Raw genomic sequence first — 19,571 nt, 5'->3', positions numbered from 1 at the left:
CGGGTCCCAGCACGTTCAGAGGTCACTTTCGGTGGGTCCAACCCACGGGAGCTGACCCTCAAACGGACCGCCACCCACGGAAGGTGACCCTTGAACGATGGGGGGTTGACGCGCCGCCCGCGGACGGGCAGACTGGATCGTATACGATGATCGTATACGATCCAGTTCCACTTGACCGGGAATCGCCCGGGCTTGGCGGAACTGCCGACTCGAGGGAGAGGGATCCGTGGAACGACCGGAGCAGCTTGGCCAGGAAACGCTCGACGCCGCCGGCAAGGTCATCGCCGTCCACCTCAACTACCCGAGCCGCGCCGCACAGCGCGGCCGCATGCCCGCTGTCCCGTCCTACTTCCTCAAGCCCGCGACGTCGCTCGCGCTCCACCGCGCCGACCTCCACCGGCCGCAGGGCGTCGAGCTCCTGACGGTCGAGGGCGAAGTCGCACTCGTGATCGGCAGCCGCGCACACCGCATCGCCCCGGAAGACGCGTGGCAGCACGTCGGTGCAGTCACCGCGGCGAACGACGCCGGCCTCGCCGACCTCCGCTGGCCGGACAAGGGCTCCAACCTCCGGTCGAAGGGCGTCGACGGCATCGCGCCCGTCGGCCCGGCCCTCCTCCCGGCCCAGGAGCTCGACCCGGCGGCCCTGCGCGTGCGCATGTGGATCAACGGCGACCTCGCGCAAGAGGACTCCACGTCGACGCTCCTGTTCCCGTTTGCGCAGCTCATGGCGGACCTCTCGCGCCTCATGACCCTCGAGCCGGGCGACATCATCCTCACCGGCACGCCCGCGGGCGCAACGGTCGCCCAGCCCGGCGACCTCGTCGAGATCGAGGTCGACGGCGCAACGTCCGACGGCGCGACCCTCACCACGGGGCGGCTCGCCAACCGCGTGGTCGAGTCGCCGCGCGGGCTCGAGCCGTACGGCGCGATGCCCAAGCTCACGGACGCGGACCGCATCGACGCGTGGGGCTCCGCTGAAGCGGCGGGCCTCTCCCCCGAGCCCGCGCAGGATCCGCGCCCCGCGAGCGTCCTCACCCCGGAGCTCACCGAGAAGCTCCACTCGGTCGGCACGGCCACGCTGAGCGTCCAGCTCCGCAAGCGCGGCATGCAGAACTGCCACATCGAGGGCCTCATCCCGACGAAGCCGGGTGCGAAAGTCGTCGGCACGGCCCGGACTCTCCGCTATATCCCGGCCCGCGAGGACCTCTTCAAGACCCACGGCGGCGGCTACAACGCCCAGAAGCGCGCCGTCGACTCGCTGCGACCCGGCGACATCCTCGTCATGGACGCGCGGGGAGAGAAGGGCTCGGGCACGCTCGGCGACGTCCTCGCGCTCCGCGCCCAAGTCCTCGGAGCGGCGGCGATCATCACCGATGGCGGCATCCGCGACTTCGGCCCGGTCTCGGGCATGGACATCCCGGCGTGGGGCGCGAACGCGCACCCCGCCGTCCTCGGACGCAAGCACGTGCCGTGGGCTGTCGACGAGACGGTGGCGTGCGGCGGCGCGGCCGTGCAGCCCGGCGACGTCATCGTGGGCGACGAGGACGGGATCGTCGTCATCCCGCCGCAGCTCGTCGAGGAGGTAGCGGACGACGCCGTTGCCCAGGAGCGCGAAGAGGCCTGGGTCGCGGAGCGGGTCGCCGAGGGCAACCCCGTGGACGGCCTGTTCCCGATGAACGCTGTGTGGCGAGCAAAGTACGACGCTGACGCCTCGGGTGAAGCAGGCCCGCAAGCATGAGCGCGCCGACCCGTACGGTGGCGGCAACGGCCACGACTCCCAGCCTCAGCAAGTCACAGCTCGCCTACGAGTGGCTCCACGCCCGCATCGTCGCCGGTGCCCTCGCGCCGGGCGCGCGCCTCGTCCTGGCGCAAGTCGCAGCGGAGCTCGACGTCTCGGTCGTGCCGGTGCGTGAGGCCGTGCGCCGCCTCGAAGCTGAGGGGCTCGTGACGTTCGAGAAGAACATCGGTGCGACCGTCTCGGGGATCGATCCGGTCGAGTACCTCTACACGATGCAGACCCTGAGCCTCGTCGAAGGCGCCGCGACCGCGCTCTCGGCCCCCGCCGTCGGGCCCTCCGACCTCGCGGCCGCCCGCGAGATCAACGCTCGCATGCGCACCATGCTCGTCGACTTCCCCGAAAAGTTCGACCCTGTGCAGTTCACGCGCCTCAACCACGAGTTCCACAGCGTCCTGTTCGAGCACTGCCCGAATCCGCACATCCTCGACCTCGTCCACCGCGGCTGGAACAGGCTCACGGCGCTGCGCGGCTCGACGTTCAGCTTCGTGCCAGAGCGCGCGGGCGAATCCGTGGAGGAGCACGAGCGCATTCTGAAGCTCATCGAATCCGGTGCCGGCTCCGAGCAGATCGAGAAGGTCGCCCGCGAGCACCGCGCCGCCACCCTGAACGCCTACCTCGAGTACAGCCGCTCGTCCGCGCCCGACGGCGGCCCCCTCGCCTCCTTCGTGACCCTCTAACCGTCCATCACTCTCAGGAGCAGAACATGAGCAAGCATTTCGTCCCGGAGAATCTGCCCACGCACCTCCAGCACTACATCGACGGCGAGTTCGTTGACTCCATCAGCGGGAAGACCTTCGACGTGCTGGATCCGGTGTCCAACCAGAACTACGCCACGGCCGCCGCCGGCCAGCCAGAAGACGTCGACCTCGCCGTCGCCGCAGCCAAGCGCGCCTTCAAGAAGGGCCCGTGGTCGAAAATGCTGCCGCGTGAACGCTCACGCGTGCTGCACAAGATCGCGGATATCGTCGAATCGCGCGACGACGAACTGGCCCTCCTCGAGAGCTTCGACTCCGGGCTGCCGATCACGCAGGCCAAGGGCCAGGCCCTCCGCGCCGCCGAGAACTTCCGCTTCTTCGCCGACCTGATCGTCGCGCAGGAGGACAACGCGTTCAAGGTGCCCGGTCGCCAGCTCAACTACGTGAACCGCAAGCCGATCGGCGTCGCCGCACTGATCACCCCGTGGAACGTCCCGTTCATGCAGGAGTCGTGGAAGCTCGCCCCGGCCATCGCGACGGGCAACACCGTCGTCATGAAGCCGGCCAGCTACACCCCGCTCTCCGCCGTGCTGTGGCCCGAGATCTTCCGCGAGGCGGGCCTGCCCGACGGAGTCTTCAACCTGATCTTCGGATCCGGCAGCGTCGCGGGCGACTACCTGGTGAAGCACCCGGACGTGCCGCTCGTCTCCTTCACGGGTGACAGCTCGACGGGCGCCACCATCTCGACCGCAGCCGCCCCCCAGTTCAAGAGCCTCTCGCTCGAGCTCGGCGGAAAGAGCCCGGCCGTCGTCTTCGCCGACGCCGACATCGACGCGGCCCTCGACGCCACGGTCTTCGGTGTCTTCAGCCTGAACGGCGAGCGTTGCACCGCCGGCAGCCGCGTGCTCGTGCAGCGCGACATCTACGACGACTTCATCGAACGCTTCGCCGAGCGCGCCAAGAACATCGTCGTGGGCCTCCCGAGCGATCCCGCAACTGAGGTCGGCTCGCTCGTGCACCCGAACCACTTCGACAAGGTCATGAGCTACATCGAGATCGGCAAGACCGAGGGCCGGCTCCTGGCCGGCGGCGGCCGTCCGGACGGCCTGCCGGACGGCAACTACGTTGCCCCGACGGTTTTCGCCGACGTCAAGCCGGACGCGCGGATCTTCCAGGAGGAGATCTTCGGGCCGGTCGTCGCGATCACACCGTTCGACGACGACGCCGAGGCGCTCGATCTCGCGAACGACACCAAGTACGGCCTCGCTGCCTACGTCTGGACCTCGAACCTCAAGCGTGCGCACAACTTCGCGCACGCCATCGAGTCGGGCATGGTGTGGCTGAACTCCAACAACGTCCGTGACCTGCGCACCCCGTTCGGCGGCGTGAAGGCCTCCGGCCTCGGACGTGAGGGCGGCTACCGCTCGATCGACTTCTACACCACCCAGCAGTCAGTTCAGATCACGCTCAACGAGGCCCACTCGCCCAAGTTCGGCAGCGTCGCAGACGCCGCCGATTCGGCCGACAGCTGACCCTTCCCGCGATTTTCACCAGGCGACTTTCGAAGAAGAGAGCACAACCATGACCAGCCACCCTGATTTCACCCGCCCACCCGTCCCGACCACGCCCTCCGTCCCCGCACCAGACATCGTCCGCTGCGCCTACCTCGACCTCGTGGTCACGGACCTCGCGAAGTCCCGCGCGTTCTACGTGGACCTCCTGGGCCTGCACGTGACCTACGAGGACGACGAGGCCATCTACCTCCGCTCGTTCGAGGAGTTCATCCACCACAACCTCGTGCTGCGCAAGGGCCCGGTCGCGGCCGCTGCTGCCTTCGCGTTCCGCGTGCGCACGCCCGAGGACGTGGACAAGGCCGAGGCGTACTTTCAAGAGCTCGGCTGCCGGACCGAGCGCCGCCGCGAGGGCTTCGTGCGCGGCATCGGCGACGCCGTGCGCGTCGAGGATCCGCTGGGCTTCCCGTACGAGTTCTTCTACGACGTCGAGCACGTCGAGCGCCTCCACATGCGGTACGACCTGTACTCGGCCGGCGAGCTCGTGCGCCTCGACCACTTCAACCAGGTCACGCCGGACGTCCCGCGGGGCCGCGCCTACCTCGAGGGCCTCGGCTTCCGCGTATCGGAGGACATCAAGGACTCCGAGGGCACGACGTACGCCGCGTGGCTCCACCGCAAGCAGACCGTCCACGACACCGCGCTCACCGGCGGTGACGGTCCGCGCCTGCACCACATCGCGTTCTCGACGCACGAGAAGCACAACATCATCCAGATCTGCGACAAGATGGGCGCCCTGCGCATGTCGGACCGGATCGAGCGCGGCCCGGGCCGCCACGGCGTCTCGAACGCGTTCTACCTCTACATCCTCGACCCGGACGGGCACCGCGTGGAGATCTACACGCAGGACTACTACACGGGCGACCCGGACAACCCCACGATCACGTGGGACGTCCACGACAACCAGCGCCGCGACTGGTGGGGCAACCCCGTCGTCCCGTCCTGGTACACGGAGGCCTCGCTCGTGCTCGACCTCGACGGCAACCCGCAGGAGGTCGTCAAGCGCGAGGAGAAGTCGGAGATGGCCGTGACCATCGGCGCCGACGGCTTCTCGTACACCCGTGCGGGCGACGAGTCCGGCTCGTACCACGGCGAGGCGTCGAAGGGCTTCAAGCTCGGAAGCCAGGTCTAGCGGATGCTCGACGAGACGACGATCCAGGCCATCGCGGACGAACTCGTCGACGCGGGGAAGACTCGCACGCCTGTCCCGCTCCTCCACACGCGCTACGAGGGCATGGACATCGAGGATTCGTACGCCGTGCAGAAGCTCTGGGCCTCGCGGCTCGAGGCCCAGGGCAAGCGCGCCGTGGGGCGCAAGATCGGGCTCACGTCGAAGGCCATGCAGGCCGCGACCGGCATCACCGAGCCGGACTACGGCGTCATCTTCGACGACATGGTGTTCGAGAACGGCGCGGTCGTGGAGTGGAAGCGCTACACGCACCCGCGCATCGAAGTCGAGCTCGCCTTCCGCCTCAAACAGGACCTCAAGGGCCCGGGGATCACGCTCTTCGATGTCCTCGACGCGACGGACTACGTGGTCCCGGCCCTTGAGATCCTCGACTCGCGGATCGAGATGCAGGGCCGCACGATCGTGGACACGATCTCGGACAACGCGGCGATGGGCGCGATGGTCGTGGGAGGCCGCCCGGTGCGGCCGCACGACGTCGACCTCCGCTGGGTCTCCGCGCTCCTGTACCAGAATCAGGAGATCATCGAGACGGGCGTCGCGGCGGGCGTGCTCAACCACCCGGCCAAGGGCGTCGCGTGGCTAGCGGACAAGCTCGCCCAGCACGGCCAGTTCCTGCGCGCCGGAGACCTCGTCCTCGCGGGGTCGTTCACGCGCCCCATGTGGGTCTACGAGGGAGACACGGTGTACGCGGACTACGGGCCCTTGGGGACGGTGACATGTCGTTTCGTCTAGAGCCCGAACGCACGTTCCGGCACGCGCTCGCCGACGGCGCGGCGAACGCCGGCCAGGGGCGCGGCGCGAAGATCGGCCTGTGGGTCTGCTCGGGCAGCGCCCTCGTGGCCGAGATCATGGCCGGCTCGGGCGCGGACTGGCTGCTCATCGACGCCGAGCACAGCCCCAACTCGCTCGAGTCCGTCCTCGCCCAGCTCCAGGCCGTGTACGGGTACTCCGTCCTGCCGATGGTGCGCCTGCCGTGGAACGACGCGGTACTCATCAAGCAGTACCTCGACCTCGGCGCGCAGAACCTGCTCATTCCGATGGTCAACGACGCCGAGCAGGCCCGCGCGGCCGTCGCCGCTGTGCGGTACCCGCCGCACGGCGTGCGCGGGGTCGGCTCGGCGCTCGCCCGCGCGGCGCGGTGGAACCGGATCCCGGACTACCTCGCGCGGGCCAACGAGACCATCTCGCTCGCGGTGCAGATCGAGACGGCCGAGGCGGTCGCGAACGTCGAGGAGATCCTCGCCGTCGACGGCATCGACGCAATCTTCATTGGACCCTCCGATCTCGCCGCGTCGATGGGCTATCTGGGCCAGCAGGAGCATCCCGAGGTGATCTCCGCCGTCGAACGCTGCCTTGCCGCCGCCCACGGGGCAGGCAAGCCCGCGGGCGTCAACGCCTTCGTCGAGGCGACAGCACGGCGTTACATCGATGCCGGGGCTCGTTTCGTGCTCGTGGGCGCCGACGTGTCGATCCTCGCGCGATCGAGCGAGGAACTCGCGGCGCGGTTCACGCGCGTCCAGGCGGCTGACGGTGGAAAAGTCACGGAGGCCGACGACGGCGAGCGGCCGCCGAGCTACTGACGCGCCGCGCGGTGCAGGTGGCGTGGGCGGGCATCAGCCCCGCCCACGCCCCAGCCGCTGCCACCACGTCCGTGCGCCATCGCGTCGCGGATGAGGTGCTCCGCGCGCATACTGAAGCCATGGCGTGGCCGTACGGAGACGCAGAACACGGACCGTACGCCGACCGGGCCGCCGCGGGCCGGGTGCTCGCCGCTGAGCTCGGCGACTACGCTGCCTCCCCCGATGCCGGTGCCGGTGGCACCACGGCGCCGGCCCTCGTTCTCGGCCTGAGCCGCGGGGGCGTTGCGGTCGCGGCCGAAGTCGCCCGCGTCCTCAGCCTCCCGCTCGACGTCGTACCGGCCCGCAAGCTCGGGATCCCCGGCCACGAAGAGGTTGCCTTCGGCGCGATCGCCGCGTGCGACGGCGTGCGCCGGTCCGACGTCGACCGCCCGCTCATGCGAAGGCTCCTCGCCTCGGGCTTCACGGAGTCGGGCCTCGACCGCGTACGCGAGCGCGAGGCCGCCGAACTCGAGCGCCAGGAAAGGCTCTACCTCGCGGGGCGGTCCCAGAACGTGCTCGGTCGCATCGTGGTCGTGTGCGACGACGGCGCGGCGACCGGCGACACAGCCCGCGCGGCGATCGCCGCCGTGCGCGCGGCGGGGGCCTCCGCCGTCGTCCTCGCCCTCCCGGTCGCACCGCCTTCCGTGGTGAGGGACCTTGCCGCGCTCGTCGACCGCGTTGTGTGCCCCCGCCAGCCGCATGGGTTCCGCTCGGTGGGGGGCGCCTACATCTCGTTCCCCCAATGCAGCGACGAGGAGGTCATGGGCCTCCTCGCCGCGCGCGGTTGACTCGGTCGGGGCTACTCCTCCCCGAGGTGATGAGCGAGCGATCCCTCCTCGCCGTGGCCGATTCGGCGGTAGAGCTCCGGGGCCGTGGCCCGCAGGCGCAGCGCCCACACGATGCCCGCGATCCCCGGCACGATGATGAGCGCGGGAAGGACGAAGCTCACGGGCGTCGTTTCGGTCTGGCCGAGCAGGACGTCGAAATTCGCGACGATGAGCGCGAAGACCGCGGCGAGCGCGACGGCGCCGATGACCGGCGCGACGAGCGCCGACCACGCGCCGCCCGCGAGGGCACGACGACGGCGGAAGAAGCCCACCACGGAGACCGACACGATGGCCATGAGAAGCACGAGGCCCATCGCACCGGCGTTGGTGAGCCAGGTGAAGAGGGTCAGGACCGGGTACAGCGGCCCGAGGTCGGAACCGATGCCGACGACGGCGAATCCCACCACGACGACGACGGCGATGCCCGTCTGCACGAGCGAGCCCGCCTTGGGCGCGCCGTGGCGGCTCCGCCGTTCGAGCCAGGCGGGGAGCACCCGCTCGCGCCCGAGGGAGAAGAAGTAGCGGGCGACGGCGTTGTGGAAGCTCACGAGGGCCGCGAAGAGGCTCGTGCAGAACAGGAGCTGCGCGATGTCGGCGACGATCGTTCCGACGTGCGAGCCGAGGAAGGAGAACATGAGGTCCGGGCCCTGCTTGCCCGCGACGTCGACGAGCTGCGACGGGCCCGTGCCGACGGCCATGGCCCACGAGGAGACCGCGTAGAAGACCGCGATGATGGCCACCGCGGTGTAGGTCGCGCGCGGAATCGTGAGGCGCGGATCTTTGGCTTCCTCGCCGTAGATCGCGGCCGACTCGAAGCCCATGAACGCCGCGATGCCGAACGAGAGCACCGCCCCGACGCCAGGCACGAAGAGGCTCTCGGGTGAGAGCGGCGCGGCGGTGACTCCCTCGGGCGCGACCGCGAACGAGACCACGTCGTAGACGATCACGACGAGGAATTCGAGCGCAACGAGGGCTCCGAGAACCTTGGCCGAGAGGTCGACTCGATTGACGCCCAGGACGGCGACGATGGCGACGCACACGAGCACGGGAATCCACCACGGGACGTCGACACCGAAGCGCTGCGAGAGGAGCGAGGACACCGTGAAGCCGAAAAGCCCGTAGATGCCGACCTGCATGAGGTTGTAGGACATGAGGGCGACGAGGGAGGCCCCGACTCCGGCGGGTCGCGAGATGCCCTGCGCAACGTACGCGTAGAACGCGCCCGCGTTCGTCACGTGCCGGCTCATGGCGGCGTAGCCGACGGCGAAGACCGCGAGCACGCCGCCCAGGAGGAGGAACGAGAGTGGGACCCCGAGGAGCCCCGTGACGGCGAACGTCGTCGTCACGCCGCCCGCGAGGACCGTGAGCGGCGCGGAGGCGGCGATGATCATCATCGTCACGGATGCGACGCCGAGGCGGCGGTGGGGTGCGCTCGTCGACGTGTCTGCGCTGCGTGAATCAGCGCTGCGTGAATCAGCTCTGCGTGAGTCTGCGCTGTGTGAGCTTGTCTCGATGCTCATGGCTCCTCCAATCTCCCGCGCAGCGGGAAGGTCGTTCGAATTTGTTGGGGGGAACGGCGCGGCGGCCACAGCACCATGGTGCTGCGGCCGCCTAGCGCGTGACTTGTCTCACAGCGAACGCTTCTTGTCCCCTAACGAGACAACCGAACGGCCGGTCAGGAATGGCAGTGGCCGCCCTCGCTGGCCGTGCCTGAGTGCGCGGGGGAAGCCGGGACGTCGAGGACGGGGCTGCGGTCGAAGAATCCCTCGGGCCGGAGGCGGAAGCCCACGTGGTCCACGGGCATGATGGGCCAGTCCTCGGGGCGCGGGAAGTGCGTGAGGCCGAACGTGTGCCACACCACGAGCTCGGTCCCGTCGAGCTCGCGGTCCTTGGCCTGGTACGCGGGCAGGCCGGCACCACCGGGGTGCTGGTTGACGAAGTCGCCGGTCGGGTAGCGCTCGGCCTCGTCGTATGCGGTGACCCACAGATCCTTCGTCGCGAACGCCGCACGGGCCGCGACCGAGGAGCCCGGGTCCGCCAGCAGGGTCGGCTGGCCGTGCGGGTGCAGCTTGTAGCCGACGGGCTCGCCGAGGCGGTTGCGCGACTCCGGATTGGAGACGATCCACGTACGACCGGCAGCCATGTCCGCGCTGCGGGCCGCCTCAGACTCTCGGGCGATGACGGTACGGCGGCGGGTGAACGCGTTGCCGCGCTCGTTCCCGGGCCCCATGGCGACGCGCACGACGTCCTCCTCCTCGACGCGGTTCGGCCCGCCGTCGAGCGCGAAGTCGAGGCGCGCGCTGAAGAGGTGCTGGTGGAACGGCGCCCCCAGGCCGGGGGCGAGCTCCGACGCGTACGGGTATTCCTTGTCCGGCAGCGCGCTCGTGAACACGACGCCGGTGGCCTTGGCCTCGAACTCGATCGTGCCGTCGAGGTAGAGGTACCAGTAGAAGCCGTAGTCGTAGTTGCCGACGGTCGTGAAGAAGCTGATGACGAGGCGCCGGTTGCGGCGCACGTAGTTCACTCCGCTCCAGAGGTCCGAGTGCTTCGCGAGGATCGACCAGTCCTCCTCGTGCATGCACACGGCGTTGCGGATGGTCCGCGGGTTGCCGAACGCGTCGCTCACGGTCGGGCTCAGGTAGGTGATCTCGCCGAGGCAGTCGCAGCCGAGCTCAAGCTCGTTCGCGAACTGGCCCACGAGGTACTCGCCCGTGTCGAAGTAGTTCTGCCACGACCGCACGGGCGAGGGGTCCCCGTACGGGACGACCATCTCGGCGATCGAGGCCCGATCCAGGATCCGGCGGCGGCGGGTGGCCGCCCGCTCGCCGGGATTGGCAGCGCTGGCCCCTCCTGCGGACGTGTCGTCGAACGAGATGTTGTGCAGCACGAGGCCCTCGCGCACGTCGAAGCCGACGTCCAGGCTCCACCGCTCCCACTCGACGTGGTTGCCGCCCGTGACCGTGAAGCTCGGCCCCTCGGGCTGGGTGATCTCGATGGGCTTCTGGCTCGTGCGGGTGGGGCCTGTGAGCTCGGGGTCGGTGTAGTTGCCGTGCTCGGCCGGGACCGGCACGGGCCCGAAGTCCAGGATCTTGTCGACCGAACGGCTCACGACGTCGACGTAGGCGACGAGGCCGTCCACCGGATGCGCCCACGGGAGGTCCTCGGGGAACTCCTGGACGAACGCGAGCCCCCGCAGGATCCGGCGCCCCTTCTCCTCGGGGTACTCGAACACGCCCGCCGAGAGGGGCGCCACCCGCACCTTCGCCGCGTCGAGGTTGCGGTCCGCGAGCGCCTTGAGCCAGCGCTCGTCCGCGTTGAGGATCTGCTCGACCGCCTCGAACTCCTCCTCGAGGACCGGCAGCTCACCGGTGACAGCCGTGTCGAGTTCGACGTCTCGAAGCACCTCGCCGCGCGTCACCGAGACGGTCACGTCATGCGGCCGCGCGCCGGCGGTGTCGTGCAGGAACACCCGGAAGCGCCGGTCGACGTCCGCGTCGGCCTCTGCTCGGGCGCCCCGCGGCGGGTCAACGAGACCAAGGTAGGCGATGCGTGTCGTCTCCTGCCAGAGGCCCGCGCCGTGCAGGATCTCGCGCACCGACGTGATCTCGTCGGCCGCCGGGAGGGCGAAGGCGCCGTTGCCATCGCGAGTGGGGGTTTCGCCGGAATGCGCTTCGTGCGCGCAATGTCCGTCGCCGTGTGTCATGGTCTCGGTGCTCATTGGTCCCTCCGGAAGTGGGTCGGAACAGTTTTTTTCTATGGACGTAGAGAATAACGCCCTGTAAGCTGAATCACAACGGCTGTAGAAAAAAGACCTGCAGCGCAATCCGAGCAAGAGGCGGAGACCGGGTGCCGAAGATCGTCGATCACGACCAGCGCCGCATCGAGCTCGTCGATGCGACCTGGCGGATCATCGCCGAGCGAGGGCTCGACGGGGCGACGATGCGGGACATCGCGGCCGAGGCGGGCTTCGCCAACGGCGCCCTCAAGCCCTACTTCCCAACGAAGGACCGCCTGCTCGATTTCGCATTCGAGCACATCTTCGCGCAGACGAACCGCCGCATGGCGGCCGCGACGTCAGGACTGGCCGGCCGCGCCGCCCTGCGCGCGTACTGCCACGAGATCCTCCCGCTCGACGACGAACGGCTCAGTGAGGCGCGCGTCGCGATCGCCTTCTGGCAGAAGGCCCTCCGCGACCCGGCGAAGGCGGCCGTCCACGAACGGTCCATGGAACAGTGGCGCGCGATGCTCGCCGAGCTCATCCGTGGCGCCGGCCTCCGGAACGGCGCGGTCGACGTCGACTCCGCCGTGGGCGCCGTCATGAACCTCGTGCTCGGGGCTCAGATCACGGCAACCCTCTCCCCCGACCATCACTCACCCGCCCAGCTCGTAGCGCAGCTCGACTGTCTCCTCGACGCCCTCGTGAAAGGCGACCTCGCATGAACACCGCACTCACCACCGGATTGAAGCCGACGACGAAGTCGGCCGTGGCATCCACCCCCGGCCTCGACATCGCCGTCGCCCGGGACATCGACACGTGGCGGCGCGCAACCTCCGAATCCTTCGTCCCGCTCAAGGTCACGGCCGACCGCCATGCCGCGTTCCGCGGCACGATGCGCGGCAAGCGCCTCGCGCGCGAAGACCTGAGCATGATCGAAGTGGCAGCGAGCAGCCACGCCGTGCACCGCACCGACGACCTCATCGCGGCCTCCGAACGGAAATACTTCAAGCTCGGCATCCAGCTCCAAGGCACGGGGCTTCTGCTCCAGGACGGGCGCGAGGCCGTCATGCGCCCGGGCGACCTGGCCGTCTATTCAACGGACCGCCCGTACACAATCGCGTTCGACGGCGACTTCCGCACCCTGGTGTTCATGTTCCCCCATTCAGCCCTGGACCTCCCCGCCGAAGCGATGGCCCAAATCACGGCGACCTCGATCAGCGGCACGAGCGGCCTCGGACTGCTCGTGAGCCCGTTCCTGATCCGACTCGCCGAAAGCCTTGATTCGATCGCGGGGCCGAACGGGACACGCCTCGTGCACAACGCACTGGATCTCGTCACGACGCTCTTCAACGGAGAGCTCGACGAGCACATCGCGCGCAATCGGGACCCGCATCAGGTTCTCCTCTCGCGAATTCATGACTACATCGAGGCCAATCTCGCGGACCCCGATCTCTCCCCCGGCTCCATCGCCTCGGCGCATTACATCTCGACGCGACACCTCCACGACCTGTTCAAGGAGGTCGGAACCACCGTCGCCGCCTCCGTCCGCGAGCGCCGGCTCGAGCGCTGCCGCCGCGACCTGCGGGACCCCGTGCTCGCCGACCGCCCCGTGACGGCCATCGCGGCGCGCTGGGGATTCCTTGACTCGGCCCACTTCAGCCGGATCTTCCGGGCGGCGTTCGGCGAATCCCCCACGGGCTACCGCGCGAGCTGACGGCAGCGGGGCCTCAGCCGGCCGCGACGTCGACGTCCTTCGCTCGTCAGGCAGTCGGCTGCTGGATCTTGCCGAGAACCCCGGCCAGAAAGACGAGTTCTTCGTCGCTCAGCTGGGCTGCGAACCGCTCCTCGATGGCGCGAAGGTAGGCCGGAGCGGCGCGGCGGAACTCGGACATCCCGGCCTTCGTGATCACAGCGAAGGACGAGCGTCGGTCGTCGGGATGATCCTCCTTGCCAACGAGGCCGCGAGCGACCAGCACGTCGACCAGGCGGCTGACCCGCGACCGGCTCAGAACGACCCGTTCGGCGAGATCGCTCATTCTCAACCGTCCCCCGGGCTCGGCGGCCAGCTCGAGCAGCACGTCATACCAGGACAGTGGCAGGCCGGTCTTGCGTTGGATTTCCTGGTCGAGGGCGGGGACGAGCGCGGCGTGCACGTGGAGCAGCGCGCCCCAGGCGTCGGCGGCGAGCTTCCTGCGGGAGGGCATGACATTCAGCCTACTTGCGATTGCGTGCGCACACACGCAAAAATATAGTTGCGTGCGCACGCACTTATAAGATCGCGAAGGGAAGGTATCCTCATGACCGAACTCATCAGCCGCGACGAGCTCAAGGCGGCAATCGACTCCGGAGCCGTGACCGTGGTCGACGCGCTGGGAGGCATGTACTACGAGCAGCAGCACCTCCCAGGTGCGCTGCCGCTTGTCGAAGCCGACGTCGCGGCGCAGGCGCCGAGCCTCCTGCCCGACAAGGCCGCGGCGATCGTGACGTACTGCTCGAACGAGGCCTGCCCGAACAGCCAGGCCGTCGCGGCCCTGCTCACAGCGGCCGGATACAGCAACGTCCGAAAGTACCGAGAAGGCATCCAGGGGTGGGTGGAAGCCGGACTCCCGATCGAATCCGGCGTGTTCGCGCGCGCCTGACGACCTCGGGCATTCCGGACCGGGCCTCGTCGCGAGACACCGCACTCGCGGCCGGGGCCCGGTCCTTCCTCATTCGGGGCCGCACACCGTCCGCCCTACGAGTTCTCCTCGAGGAACGGCACGAGCTCGGCGAGAACGGGTCCGGCGGGGAAGAGCGTCGAGGCGTGCGTCCGCCCCGGAAGCTCGACGAGCCGGGCGTGCGGCATGAGGGCAGCAGCCCGCCGGGACTCCTCGAGCCGCGGCGCGTCGAGCGTTCCGACCATGAGCAGCCCGGGCATGCCGAGGCGCGCGAGGACGTCCTCGGGAACCCCCTCATCGGCCTCGGTCGCCTCGAAATACGCGGCGAGGGCCCCGGCGTCGTTCGCCAGGAAGGCTGCGCGCGTCGCGGGATCGAGCGTCTTGCCTGCCGCTGCATAGCCGTCCGCGAACGCGGCCATGCCACCCGCCCTGATCGCCTCGAGATACCCCGGGAAGAACACCTTCTCGACCTGGCCGCCTTGGGCGCCGTACGCGCCGCCGAGCGTGACGAGGCTCGCGACGCGCTCGGGAGCCCGCGCGGCAAGCGCGAACGCGACGCGCGAGCCGAAGGAATACCCCACCACGTGGGCGACAGGCGCCGAAGCCGCATCCAGCACGGCAAGCACGTCCTCGACGACGCGCGGCATCCGGTACGCCTCGGCCGCGTGCGGCTTCCCGCTGCGGCCATGTCCGCGTAGGTCCATGCGGACCACCGTGAAGCCTTCGAGCCCCCGCACATAGCCCAAGCCTCGCCAGATCGCACGAGAGAGCGCGGAGCCGTGGAGAAGGAGGACGGCGGGCCCCTCGCCCGAGACGTCGAACGCGAGAGGGGTGCCATCGGTGGGATTCAGCGCTTCTGCCACGAGGACACCCTAGCGTCAGCCCGGCTCACTCAGAGCGTCGTGCCCCGTCCCTCCTGAGCCAGCCCGCGGCGAGCAGCGCCGACCCGAGATCGGCCGCGACGATCGCGAGCGCCTGCCCGTCGTGGCCCACCTGCTCCGATGACGGGGCAATGCGCGAGCCGCCGCCGTGCGCAGCATGCCCGCCCGGCACACCCGCGAGCCCGAGCACGAGCGCCGCGTGCGCGAGGGCCATCGCAAGGGACATCCCGACAAGCACCCGCGCGGCGTGCGCCGACGGCCGGCGCCACATGGCCCACACACACGGCGCGCATGCCGAGGCCATCGCGAGCGCGAAGATGGCCATCCACCCGCCGTCGAGCGCCATCGCGAGGTGGGCCGTGACCCCGACCGCAGCCACCGCGGCGACCCAGCGCGCATGGCGGACGACGGCGCGTGCCCGCCTCCCGCCGTCGTCCGTCGGGGAACGACGCGGACCTGACGACGGCGACACTCGCCGCACGTCGGCCCCGGCCGGCCGCCGTGGCGGCGCCTCGAGAACGGAAGCTGTCATGCGTCCACCCTCCCGCACGAGCCGTCGGAGGCGCCGCGACGCGGGCGCACGGCGCTTGTCGGGGAGCGAACGGCCGCCCACGGGCGCGAACCAGTCGCCTTCCCAATCATCTGTCAGGCATATATCCTATAGGATGTAGCTCGATCACTCGATGAGGAGACCCCGTGACGCGACTCTGGAACGAACCCGCCGACTTCGCCGACGAAATGGTGGACGGCTTCGCCCGCGCGAACGCCCGGTGGGTCCGCAAGGTCCACGGCGGAGTCTCCCGCTCGACGGTCGCGGCGGAGCCCGAGGTCGCGGTCGTGATCGGCGGCGGAAGCGGCCACTATCCCGCGTTCGCTGGCCTCGTCGGCCCGGGCCTCGCCCACGGCGCCGCGATGGGCAATCTCTTCGCGTCCCCATCCGCCCACCAGGTCGAGTCAGTCGCGCGCGCGAGCCATCGCGGCCGCGGCGTGCTGCTCAGCTACGGGAACTACGCGGGCGACGTCCTCCATTTCACGGAAGCCCAAGAGGCGCTCCGAGCCGACGGCATCGAGTGCCGAACGGTGACGGTCACCGACGACATCTTCTCCGCGAGCCCGCACGAAGCCGAGAAACGCCGCGGCATCGCGGGCGACCTCACCGTGTTCAAGATCGCCGGCGCGGCGGCGTCGCGCGGCTGGAGCCTCGACGACGTCGAGCGCGTCGCGCGGCGTGCCAACGCGAGGACCCGCTCGATGGGTGTCGCGTTCAGCGGCTGCACGATGCCCGGGGCTGCCGAGCCGCTGTTCTCCGTCCCCGATGGGCGCATGGCGATCGGCCTCGGCATCCACGGCGAGCCCGGCCTCGCCGAGACCGCCATTCCGACCGCGGACGGCCTCGCCGAGCTCTTCCTCGAACACCTCCTCGCCGACGCGGAGGTGCCCGTCGCGGACGCGACCGGCGCGCGCGTCGTTCCCATCCTCAACGGGCTCGGCTCCGTCAAATCCGAAGAGCTGTTCGTCGTCTACCGGCGCGTGGCAGAGCTTTCCGAGGCACGCGGCATCACGCTCGTCGATCCGCAGGTCGGCGAGTTCTGCACGAGCTTCGACATGGCAGGGGTCTCCTTGACCTTCCTGTGGCTCGACGACGAGCTCGAGGAGCTCTGGGGCGCCCCCGCGGACACGCCCGCGTTCCGCACGGGAGCCTTCGACCAGAGCGGGCTCGCCCCGGCCCACGACGCCCCGCACGTCGACGCCGAGGCCGCCGTGCGTGCGATTCCCGCCGCGAGCACGGAGTCGCGACAGGCCGCCCGCCGCATCGCGGGGCTTCTCGCGGCCGTGCGCGAGACCATCGACGCGCATGCCGACGAGCTCGGGCGCCTCGATGCCATCGCGGGCGACGGCGACCACGGCATCGGCATGCAGCGCGGGGCACGCGCTGCGGCCGCCGAGGCTGCGGACCTCGCCGCCCGCGGGGCCGGCGCGCGAACGCTTCTCGTGGGGGTCGGCGACGCGTGGGCGGACCGTGCGGGCGGCACCTCGGGCGCGCTGTGGGGCGTCATCCTCCGCACGCTCGGCTCCCGTGCGAACGACGGCGAATCCCTCACCCGCGAGCGCGTCGCGGCCGGCCTGAGCGAGGCCGCCGAGTCGGTCATGGCGTACGGGAAGGCGCGCGTGGGAGACAAGACCCTCGTCGACGCGCTCGTGCCGTTCGCAGCGACCCTCGCGGCCGGCGTCGCGGATGGCGAAGACCTCGCGACCGCGTGGGAGGCCGCCGCGAAGGCCGCGACGAAGGCCGCCCAGGACACGGCCGATCTGCTCCCCGGCATGGGCCGCGCGCGCTCGCACGGCGACAAGGCGCTCGGGGTGCCGGATCCCGGCGCCGTCTCGCTCGCCCTCATCGCGACGGCGGTCGTTGAACTTCTCGCCGCCGACTGACGGCGACTCCCTTTCATCCGCAACCCACGTTCCCACCCACCCCAGGAGGCACCCATGGCACAGCAGTGGCGCATCGTCGTCGGCTCGGACGACGCGGGCTTCGAGTACAAAGAGGCCATCAAGAAGGACCTCGAGGCGAGCGGCCTGGTCGCGTCCGTGACCGATGTCGGCGTCGCCGCCGGCGCGCACACGAACTATCCGGCCATCGCAACGAGCGCTGCGGAGCTCGTCGCGCGCGGCCAGGCCGACCGCGCGATCCTCATCTGCGGGACGGGCCTCGGCGTCGCGATCGCGGCCAACAAGGTCCCGGGCATCCGCGCCGTCACGGCGCATGATGCCTTCTCCGTCGAGCGATCCGTGCTCTCCAACAACGCGCAGGTGCTGTGCATGGGCCAGCGGGTCATCGGCCTCGAGCTCGCGCGCCGCAACGTCCGCGAATGGCTCACGTACGAGTTCGACGAGACGAGCCACTCGCAGGAGAAGGTTCAGGAGATCTGCGCGTACGAGGGCGTGTGATGCCGCGCTTCCTCCTCGGCGTGAGCCTCAAGATGTACTTCGGCCACGCCCAGACGGTCGAGTGGTGCCGGGCGGTCGCCGAGCTTGGGCGGTCGCACGCGGCCGTGCGCGAAGGCCATGCCGAGCTCTTCGTGATCCCGACGTATCTCTCGGTGCCCGCCGCCCTCGGCATCCTCGACGGCGTGGCACGCGTGGGCGCGCAGGATCTCGCGGCAGCAGATTCGGGTGCCTTCACGGGCGAGGTGAGCGGGGCGGAGATCGCCGAGCTCGGCTGCGGCGTCGTCGAGGTCGGCCATGCCGAGCGGCGAAGCCTTTTCGGCGAGACGGACGACGTCGTGCGAGCCAAGGCGCTCGCCGCGCTGCGCAACGGGCTCTCTCCCGTGCTGTGCGTCGGCGAGGCGGCGCGGCTCGCGCACGCCGACGCCGCGCGCGAATGCATCCGCCAGATCGACGACGCGCTCGCCTCGGCGCGCGCGGCGGGCCGCTCCGGGCGCGTCATCGTCGCCTATGAGCCACATTGGGCGATCGGCGCGAGCGAGCCCGCCGAGCCGGCGTACATCCGCGCCGTGTGCTCGCTTGTGCGCGAGCATGTTCAGGGCCTGACGGACTTCCGCGATTCGGCCGTGATCTACGGCGGGAGCGCCCGGCCCGGCCTCCTCACGGAAATTGCCGACGACGTCGACGGGCTTTTCCTCGGCCGCTTCGCTCACCGGCCCGCGTCGCTCGAGGCGATCCTCGACGAAGCCCTCGCGCTCGCAACGGCGGGCGCGCGCTACTGGACGTAGTTCACAAGGTCGTCGAGCGTCTGCGTCATGTGGGCGTCCATCGCGTCGCTCGCGGCCTTCGGGTCCCGCGATTCGAGGGCCGCGAGCACGGCCGCGTGCATCCCGAGGGCGTGCTCCTGGATGTCCGGCACCCTCGATGTTTCCTTGCGTCGCGCCTCGAGCACGCGGTGGAGGGGCTGGAAGACGGCCGTCAGGAAGACGTTGCCGGACGCCTCGAGGATGACGTCGTGGAACGCGAGGTCGGCGGCAACAAACTCGTCCACGTTCCCCCGGTCATGGGCGTCTCTCATCGTGTCGAGGAACCCACGCAGTCGCGCAAGCTCGCCATCGGCGATCCGCGGGGCCGCGAGCGCGCACGCACCGGTTTCGAGCATGCGGCGCAGCTCGATGAGCTGGATGCCGGCCGCCTCGTTTCCCACGTGCGCCGATGCCGCGCGCAGGAGCGCTTCGAGGGAGTTCCATTGGTCGACGGCGTTGACGAACGTCCCGCGTCCTCGCTGGACGCTCAGGATCCGCTGCGCCTCGAGGGTCTTCATGGCCTCTCGGACGGTCATGCGGCTCACCTCGTGCCGGGCCGAGAGCTCGAGCTCCCCGGGGACAAGCGCCCCCGGGGGGAACTCCCCCGCCACAATTCGATCCAGAAGATCGTCGGCGACCTCGCCGACGAGCGACTTTCGAGCCATCGTCCTCCGTCCGTGTTCTCACTCGTAGTCTAGGGGCGTCGCGTGTCCTGGACGGCGGCTTGCCCACCGGCGTCGGCGCGGAGCGCGCCCGCCGATGCGAAGCCCCTCCCCTTGACAGATGCGCGTGCCCATGGAGACTTGATGTCAGACATCTTACAAATAGAGCTGGGCAAGAGTTCTGCTCGATCGGCTGTCCGGA

Annotated in this window: 19 protein-coding genes; 13 read left to right on the top strand and 6 right to left on the bottom strand. The window is 69.9% G+C overall.

Going from position 1 to position 19,571, the window contains the following annotated elements:
- The first annotated feature begins 226 nt into the window (after positions 1 to 226).
- From RBS12_RS07310 to RBS12_RS07280, 7 genes are all read left to right on the top strand, one after another.
- Complete coding sequence (locus RBS12_RS07310) at positions 227 to 1,738, top strand: fumarylacetoacetate hydrolase family protein (RefSeq protein ID WP_307965417.1); 1,512 nt, start codon at positions 227 to 229, stop codon at positions 1,736 to 1,738.
- The gene (locus RBS12_RS07305) at positions 1,735 to 2,475 is read left to right on the top strand and encodes a GntR family transcriptional regulator (protein ID WP_307965416.1); all 741 of its coding nucleotides are present in this window, start codon (positions 1,735 to 1,737) and stop codon (positions 2,473 to 2,475) included. The genes RBS12_RS07310 and RBS12_RS07305 overlap by 4 nt, the downstream gene beginning before the upstream one ends.
- A gap of 26 nt (positions 2,476 to 2,501) precedes the next feature.
- Positions 2,502 to 4,025: a 5-carboxymethyl-2-hydroxymuconate semialdehyde dehydrogenase gene (gene hpaE, locus RBS12_RS07300; RefSeq protein WP_307965415.1), complete on the top strand. Its 1,524-nt coding sequence runs from the start codon at positions 2,502 to 2,504 to the stop codon at positions 4,023 to 4,025.
- Positions 4,026 to 4,074: 49 nt separating this feature from the next.
- Entirely contained in the window at positions 4,075 to 5,196 is a 1,122-nt protein-coding gene (gene hpaD / locus RBS12_RS07295; RefSeq protein WP_307965414.1) for a 3,4-dihydroxyphenylacetate 2,3-dioxygenase, read from the top strand.
- A 3-nt stretch (positions 5,197 to 5,199) separates the two neighbouring features.
- Positions 5,200 to 5,985: a 2-oxo-hept-4-ene-1,7-dioate hydratase gene (hpaH, locus tag RBS12_RS07290; protein WP_307965413.1), complete on the top strand. Its 786-nt coding sequence runs from the start codon at positions 5,200 to 5,202 to the stop codon at positions 5,983 to 5,985.
- The gene (locus RBS12_RS07285) at positions 5,970 to 6,833 is read left to right on the top strand and encodes an HpcH/HpaI aldolase/citrate lyase family protein (protein WP_307965411.1); all 864 of its coding nucleotides are present in this window, start codon (positions 5,970 to 5,972) and stop codon (positions 6,831 to 6,833) included. The genes hpaH and RBS12_RS07285 overlap by 16 nt, the downstream gene beginning before the upstream one ends.
- A 119-nt stretch (positions 6,834 to 6,952) precedes the next feature.
- Positions 6,953 to 7,660, top strand: a complete 708-nt coding sequence (locus RBS12_RS07280) for a phosphoribosyltransferase family protein (RefSeq protein ID WP_307965410.1) — start codon at positions 6,953 to 6,955, stop codon at positions 7,658 to 7,660.
- Positions 7,661 to 7,671: 11 nt separating this feature from the next.
- Here RBS12_RS07280 and RBS12_RS07275 read toward each other — a convergent pair whose 3' ends face one another.
- A complete protein-coding gene (locus tag RBS12_RS07275; protein WP_373886498.1) occupies positions 7,672 to 9,090 on the bottom strand; it encodes an APC family permease in 1,419 nt (472 codons plus the stop codon).
- A 284-nt stretch (positions 9,091 to 9,374) separates the two neighbouring features.
- Positions 9,375 to 11,417 (bottom strand): primary-amine oxidase, encoded by a 2,043-nt coding sequence (locus tag RBS12_RS07270; RefSeq protein ID WP_307965408.1) that lies wholly within the window; start codon positions 11,415 to 11,417, stop codon positions 9,375 to 9,377.
- Positions 11,418 to 11,545: 128 nt separating this feature from the next.
- Here RBS12_RS07270 and RBS12_RS07265 point away from each other — a divergent pair, with 128 nt between their 5' ends.
- Both RBS12_RS07265 and RBS12_RS07260 read left to right on the top strand, forming a co-directional pair.
- A complete protein-coding gene (locus tag RBS12_RS07265) occupies positions 11,546 to 12,139 on the top strand; it encodes a TetR/AcrR family transcriptional regulator (protein WP_307965407.1) in 594 nt (197 codons plus the stop codon).
- A complete protein-coding gene (locus RBS12_RS07260) occupies positions 12,136 to 13,131 on the top strand; it encodes a helix-turn-helix domain-containing protein (protein WP_307965406.1) in 996 nt (331 codons plus the stop codon). Before RBS12_RS07265 ends, RBS12_RS07260 begins: the two co-directional genes overlap by 4 nt.
- Before the next feature lie 46 nt (positions 13,132 to 13,177).
- On the opposite strand, the gene RBS12_RS07255 is transcribed toward RBS12_RS07260, so the two are convergent.
- A complete protein-coding gene (locus tag RBS12_RS07255) occupies positions 13,178 to 13,621 on the bottom strand; it encodes a MarR family transcriptional regulator (protein WP_307965405.1) in 444 nt (147 codons plus the stop codon).
- Between the two features lie 93 nt (positions 13,622 to 13,714).
- Here RBS12_RS07255 and RBS12_RS07250 point away from each other — a divergent pair, with 93 nt between their 5' ends.
- Positions 13,715 to 14,056: a rhodanese-like domain-containing protein gene (locus RBS12_RS07250; RefSeq protein ID WP_307965404.1), complete on the top strand. Its 342-nt coding sequence runs from the start codon at positions 13,715 to 13,717 to the stop codon at positions 14,054 to 14,056.
- 95 nt (positions 14,057 to 14,151) lie between these two features.
- Here RBS12_RS07250 and RBS12_RS07245 read toward each other — a convergent pair whose 3' ends face one another.
- Entirely contained in the window at positions 14,152 to 14,937 is a 786-nt protein-coding gene (locus RBS12_RS07245; protein WP_307965403.1) for an alpha/beta hydrolase, read from the bottom strand.
- A 25-nt stretch (positions 14,938 to 14,962) separates the two neighbouring features.
- Positions 14,963 to 15,487 (bottom strand): hypothetical protein, encoded by a 525-nt coding sequence (locus RBS12_RS07240; protein WP_307965402.1) that lies wholly within the window; start codon positions 15,485 to 15,487, stop codon positions 14,963 to 14,965.
- A 164-nt stretch (positions 15,488 to 15,651) separates the two neighbouring features.
- Between RBS12_RS07240 and RBS12_RS07235 the strand changes: the two genes are divergently transcribed.
- From RBS12_RS07235 to RBS12_RS07225, 3 genes are read left to right on the top strand one after another with little or no spacing between them, the layout of a single operon-like run.
- Positions 15,652 to 17,388, top strand: a complete 1,737-nt coding sequence (locus RBS12_RS07235; protein WP_307965401.1) for a dihydroxyacetone kinase family protein — start codon at positions 15,652 to 15,654, stop codon at positions 17,386 to 17,388.
- A gap of 54 nt (positions 17,389 to 17,442) precedes the next feature.
- Positions 17,443 to 17,904 carry a ribose-5-phosphate isomerase gene (locus tag RBS12_RS07230; protein ID WP_307965400.1) on the top strand — a complete coding sequence of 154 codons (462 nt, stop codon included), beginning with the start codon at positions 17,443 to 17,445 and terminating at the stop codon, positions 17,902 to 17,904.
- Positions 17,904 to 18,689, top strand: a complete 786-nt coding sequence (locus tag RBS12_RS07225) for a triose-phosphate isomerase family protein (RefSeq protein WP_307965399.1) — start codon at positions 17,904 to 17,906, stop codon at positions 18,687 to 18,689. The genes RBS12_RS07230 and RBS12_RS07225 overlap by 1 nt, the downstream gene beginning before the upstream one ends.
- Here RBS12_RS07225 and RBS12_RS07220 read toward each other — a convergent pair.
- On the bottom strand, positions 18,677 to 19,372 hold the full coding sequence (locus RBS12_RS07220; RefSeq protein WP_307965398.1) for a FadR/GntR family transcriptional regulator: 696 nt from the start codon (positions 19,370 to 19,372) through the stop codon (positions 18,677 to 18,679). The two genes, RBS12_RS07225 and RBS12_RS07220, sit on opposite strands and share 13 nt — an antisense overlap.
- Positions 19,373 to 19,571: the final 199 nt, after the last annotated feature.

This window comes from Sinomonas sp. ASV322, assembly GCF_030908245.1.
Lineage (GTDB): Bacteria > Actinomycetota > Actinomycetes > Actinomycetales > Micrococcaceae > Sinomonas.
The sequence above is the reverse complement of the archived record's forward strand: the minus strand, read 5'-3'. Positions and strand labels throughout refer to the sequence as shown.

What these genes read in the sequence shown, in the direction of transcription:
- RBS12_RS07305 (WP_307965416.1), top strand. Translation starts at nt 1,735, where the DNA reads ATGAGCGCGCCGACCCGTACGGTGGCGGCAACGGCCACGACTCCCAGC.
- hpaE (WP_307965415.1), top strand. Translation starts at nt 2,502, where the DNA reads ATGAGCAAGCATTTCGTCCCGGAGAATCTGCCCACGCACCTCCAGCAC.
- hpaD (WP_307965414.1), top strand. Translation starts at nt 4,075, where the DNA reads ATGACCAGCCACCCTGATTTCACCCGCCCACCCGTCCCGACCACGCCC.
- hpaH (WP_307965413.1), top strand. Translation starts at nt 5,200, where the DNA reads ATGCTCGACGAGACGACGATCCAGGCCATCGCGGACGAACTCGTCGAC.
- RBS12_RS07285 (WP_307965411.1), top strand. Translation starts at nt 5,970, where the DNA reads ATGTCGTTTCGTCTAGAGCCCGAACGCACGTTCCGGCACGCGCTCGCC.
- RBS12_RS07280 (WP_307965410.1), top strand. Translation starts at nt 6,953, where the DNA reads ATGGCGTGGCCGTACGGAGACGCAGAACACGGACCGTACGCCGACCGG.
- RBS12_RS07275 (WP_373886498.1), bottom strand. Translation starts at nt 9,090, where the DNA reads ATGATCATCGCCGCCTCCGCGCCGCTCACGGTCCTCGCGGGCGGCGTG.
- RBS12_RS07270 (WP_307965408.1), bottom strand. Translation starts at nt 11,417, where the DNA reads ATGAGCACCGAGACCATGACACACGGCGACGGACATTGCGCGCACGAA.
- RBS12_RS07260 (WP_307965406.1), top strand. Translation starts at nt 12,136, where the DNA reads ATGAACACCGCACTCACCACCGGATTGAAGCCGACGACGAAGTCGGCC.
- RBS12_RS07255 (WP_307965405.1), bottom strand. Translation starts at nt 13,621, where the DNA reads ATGCCCTCCCGCAGGAAGCTCGCCGCCGACGCCTGGGGCGCGCTGCTC.
- RBS12_RS07250 (WP_307965404.1), top strand. Translation starts at nt 13,715, where the DNA reads ATGACCGAACTCATCAGCCGCGACGAGCTCAAGGCGGCAATCGACTCC.
- RBS12_RS07240 (WP_307965402.1), bottom strand. Translation starts at nt 15,487, where the DNA reads ATGACAGCTTCCGTTCTCGAGGCGCCGCCACGGCGGCCGGCCGGGGCC.
- RBS12_RS07230 (WP_307965400.1), top strand. Translation starts at nt 17,443, where the DNA reads ATGGCACAGCAGTGGCGCATCGTCGTCGGCTCGGACGACGCGGGCTTC.
- RBS12_RS07225 (WP_307965399.1), top strand. Translation starts at nt 17,904, where the DNA reads ATGCCGCGCTTCCTCCTCGGCGTGAGCCTCAAGATGTACTTCGGCCAC.
- RBS12_RS07220 (WP_307965398.1), bottom strand. Translation starts at nt 19,372, where the DNA reads ATGGCTCGAAAGTCGCTCGTCGGCGAGGTCGCCGACGATCTTCTGGAT.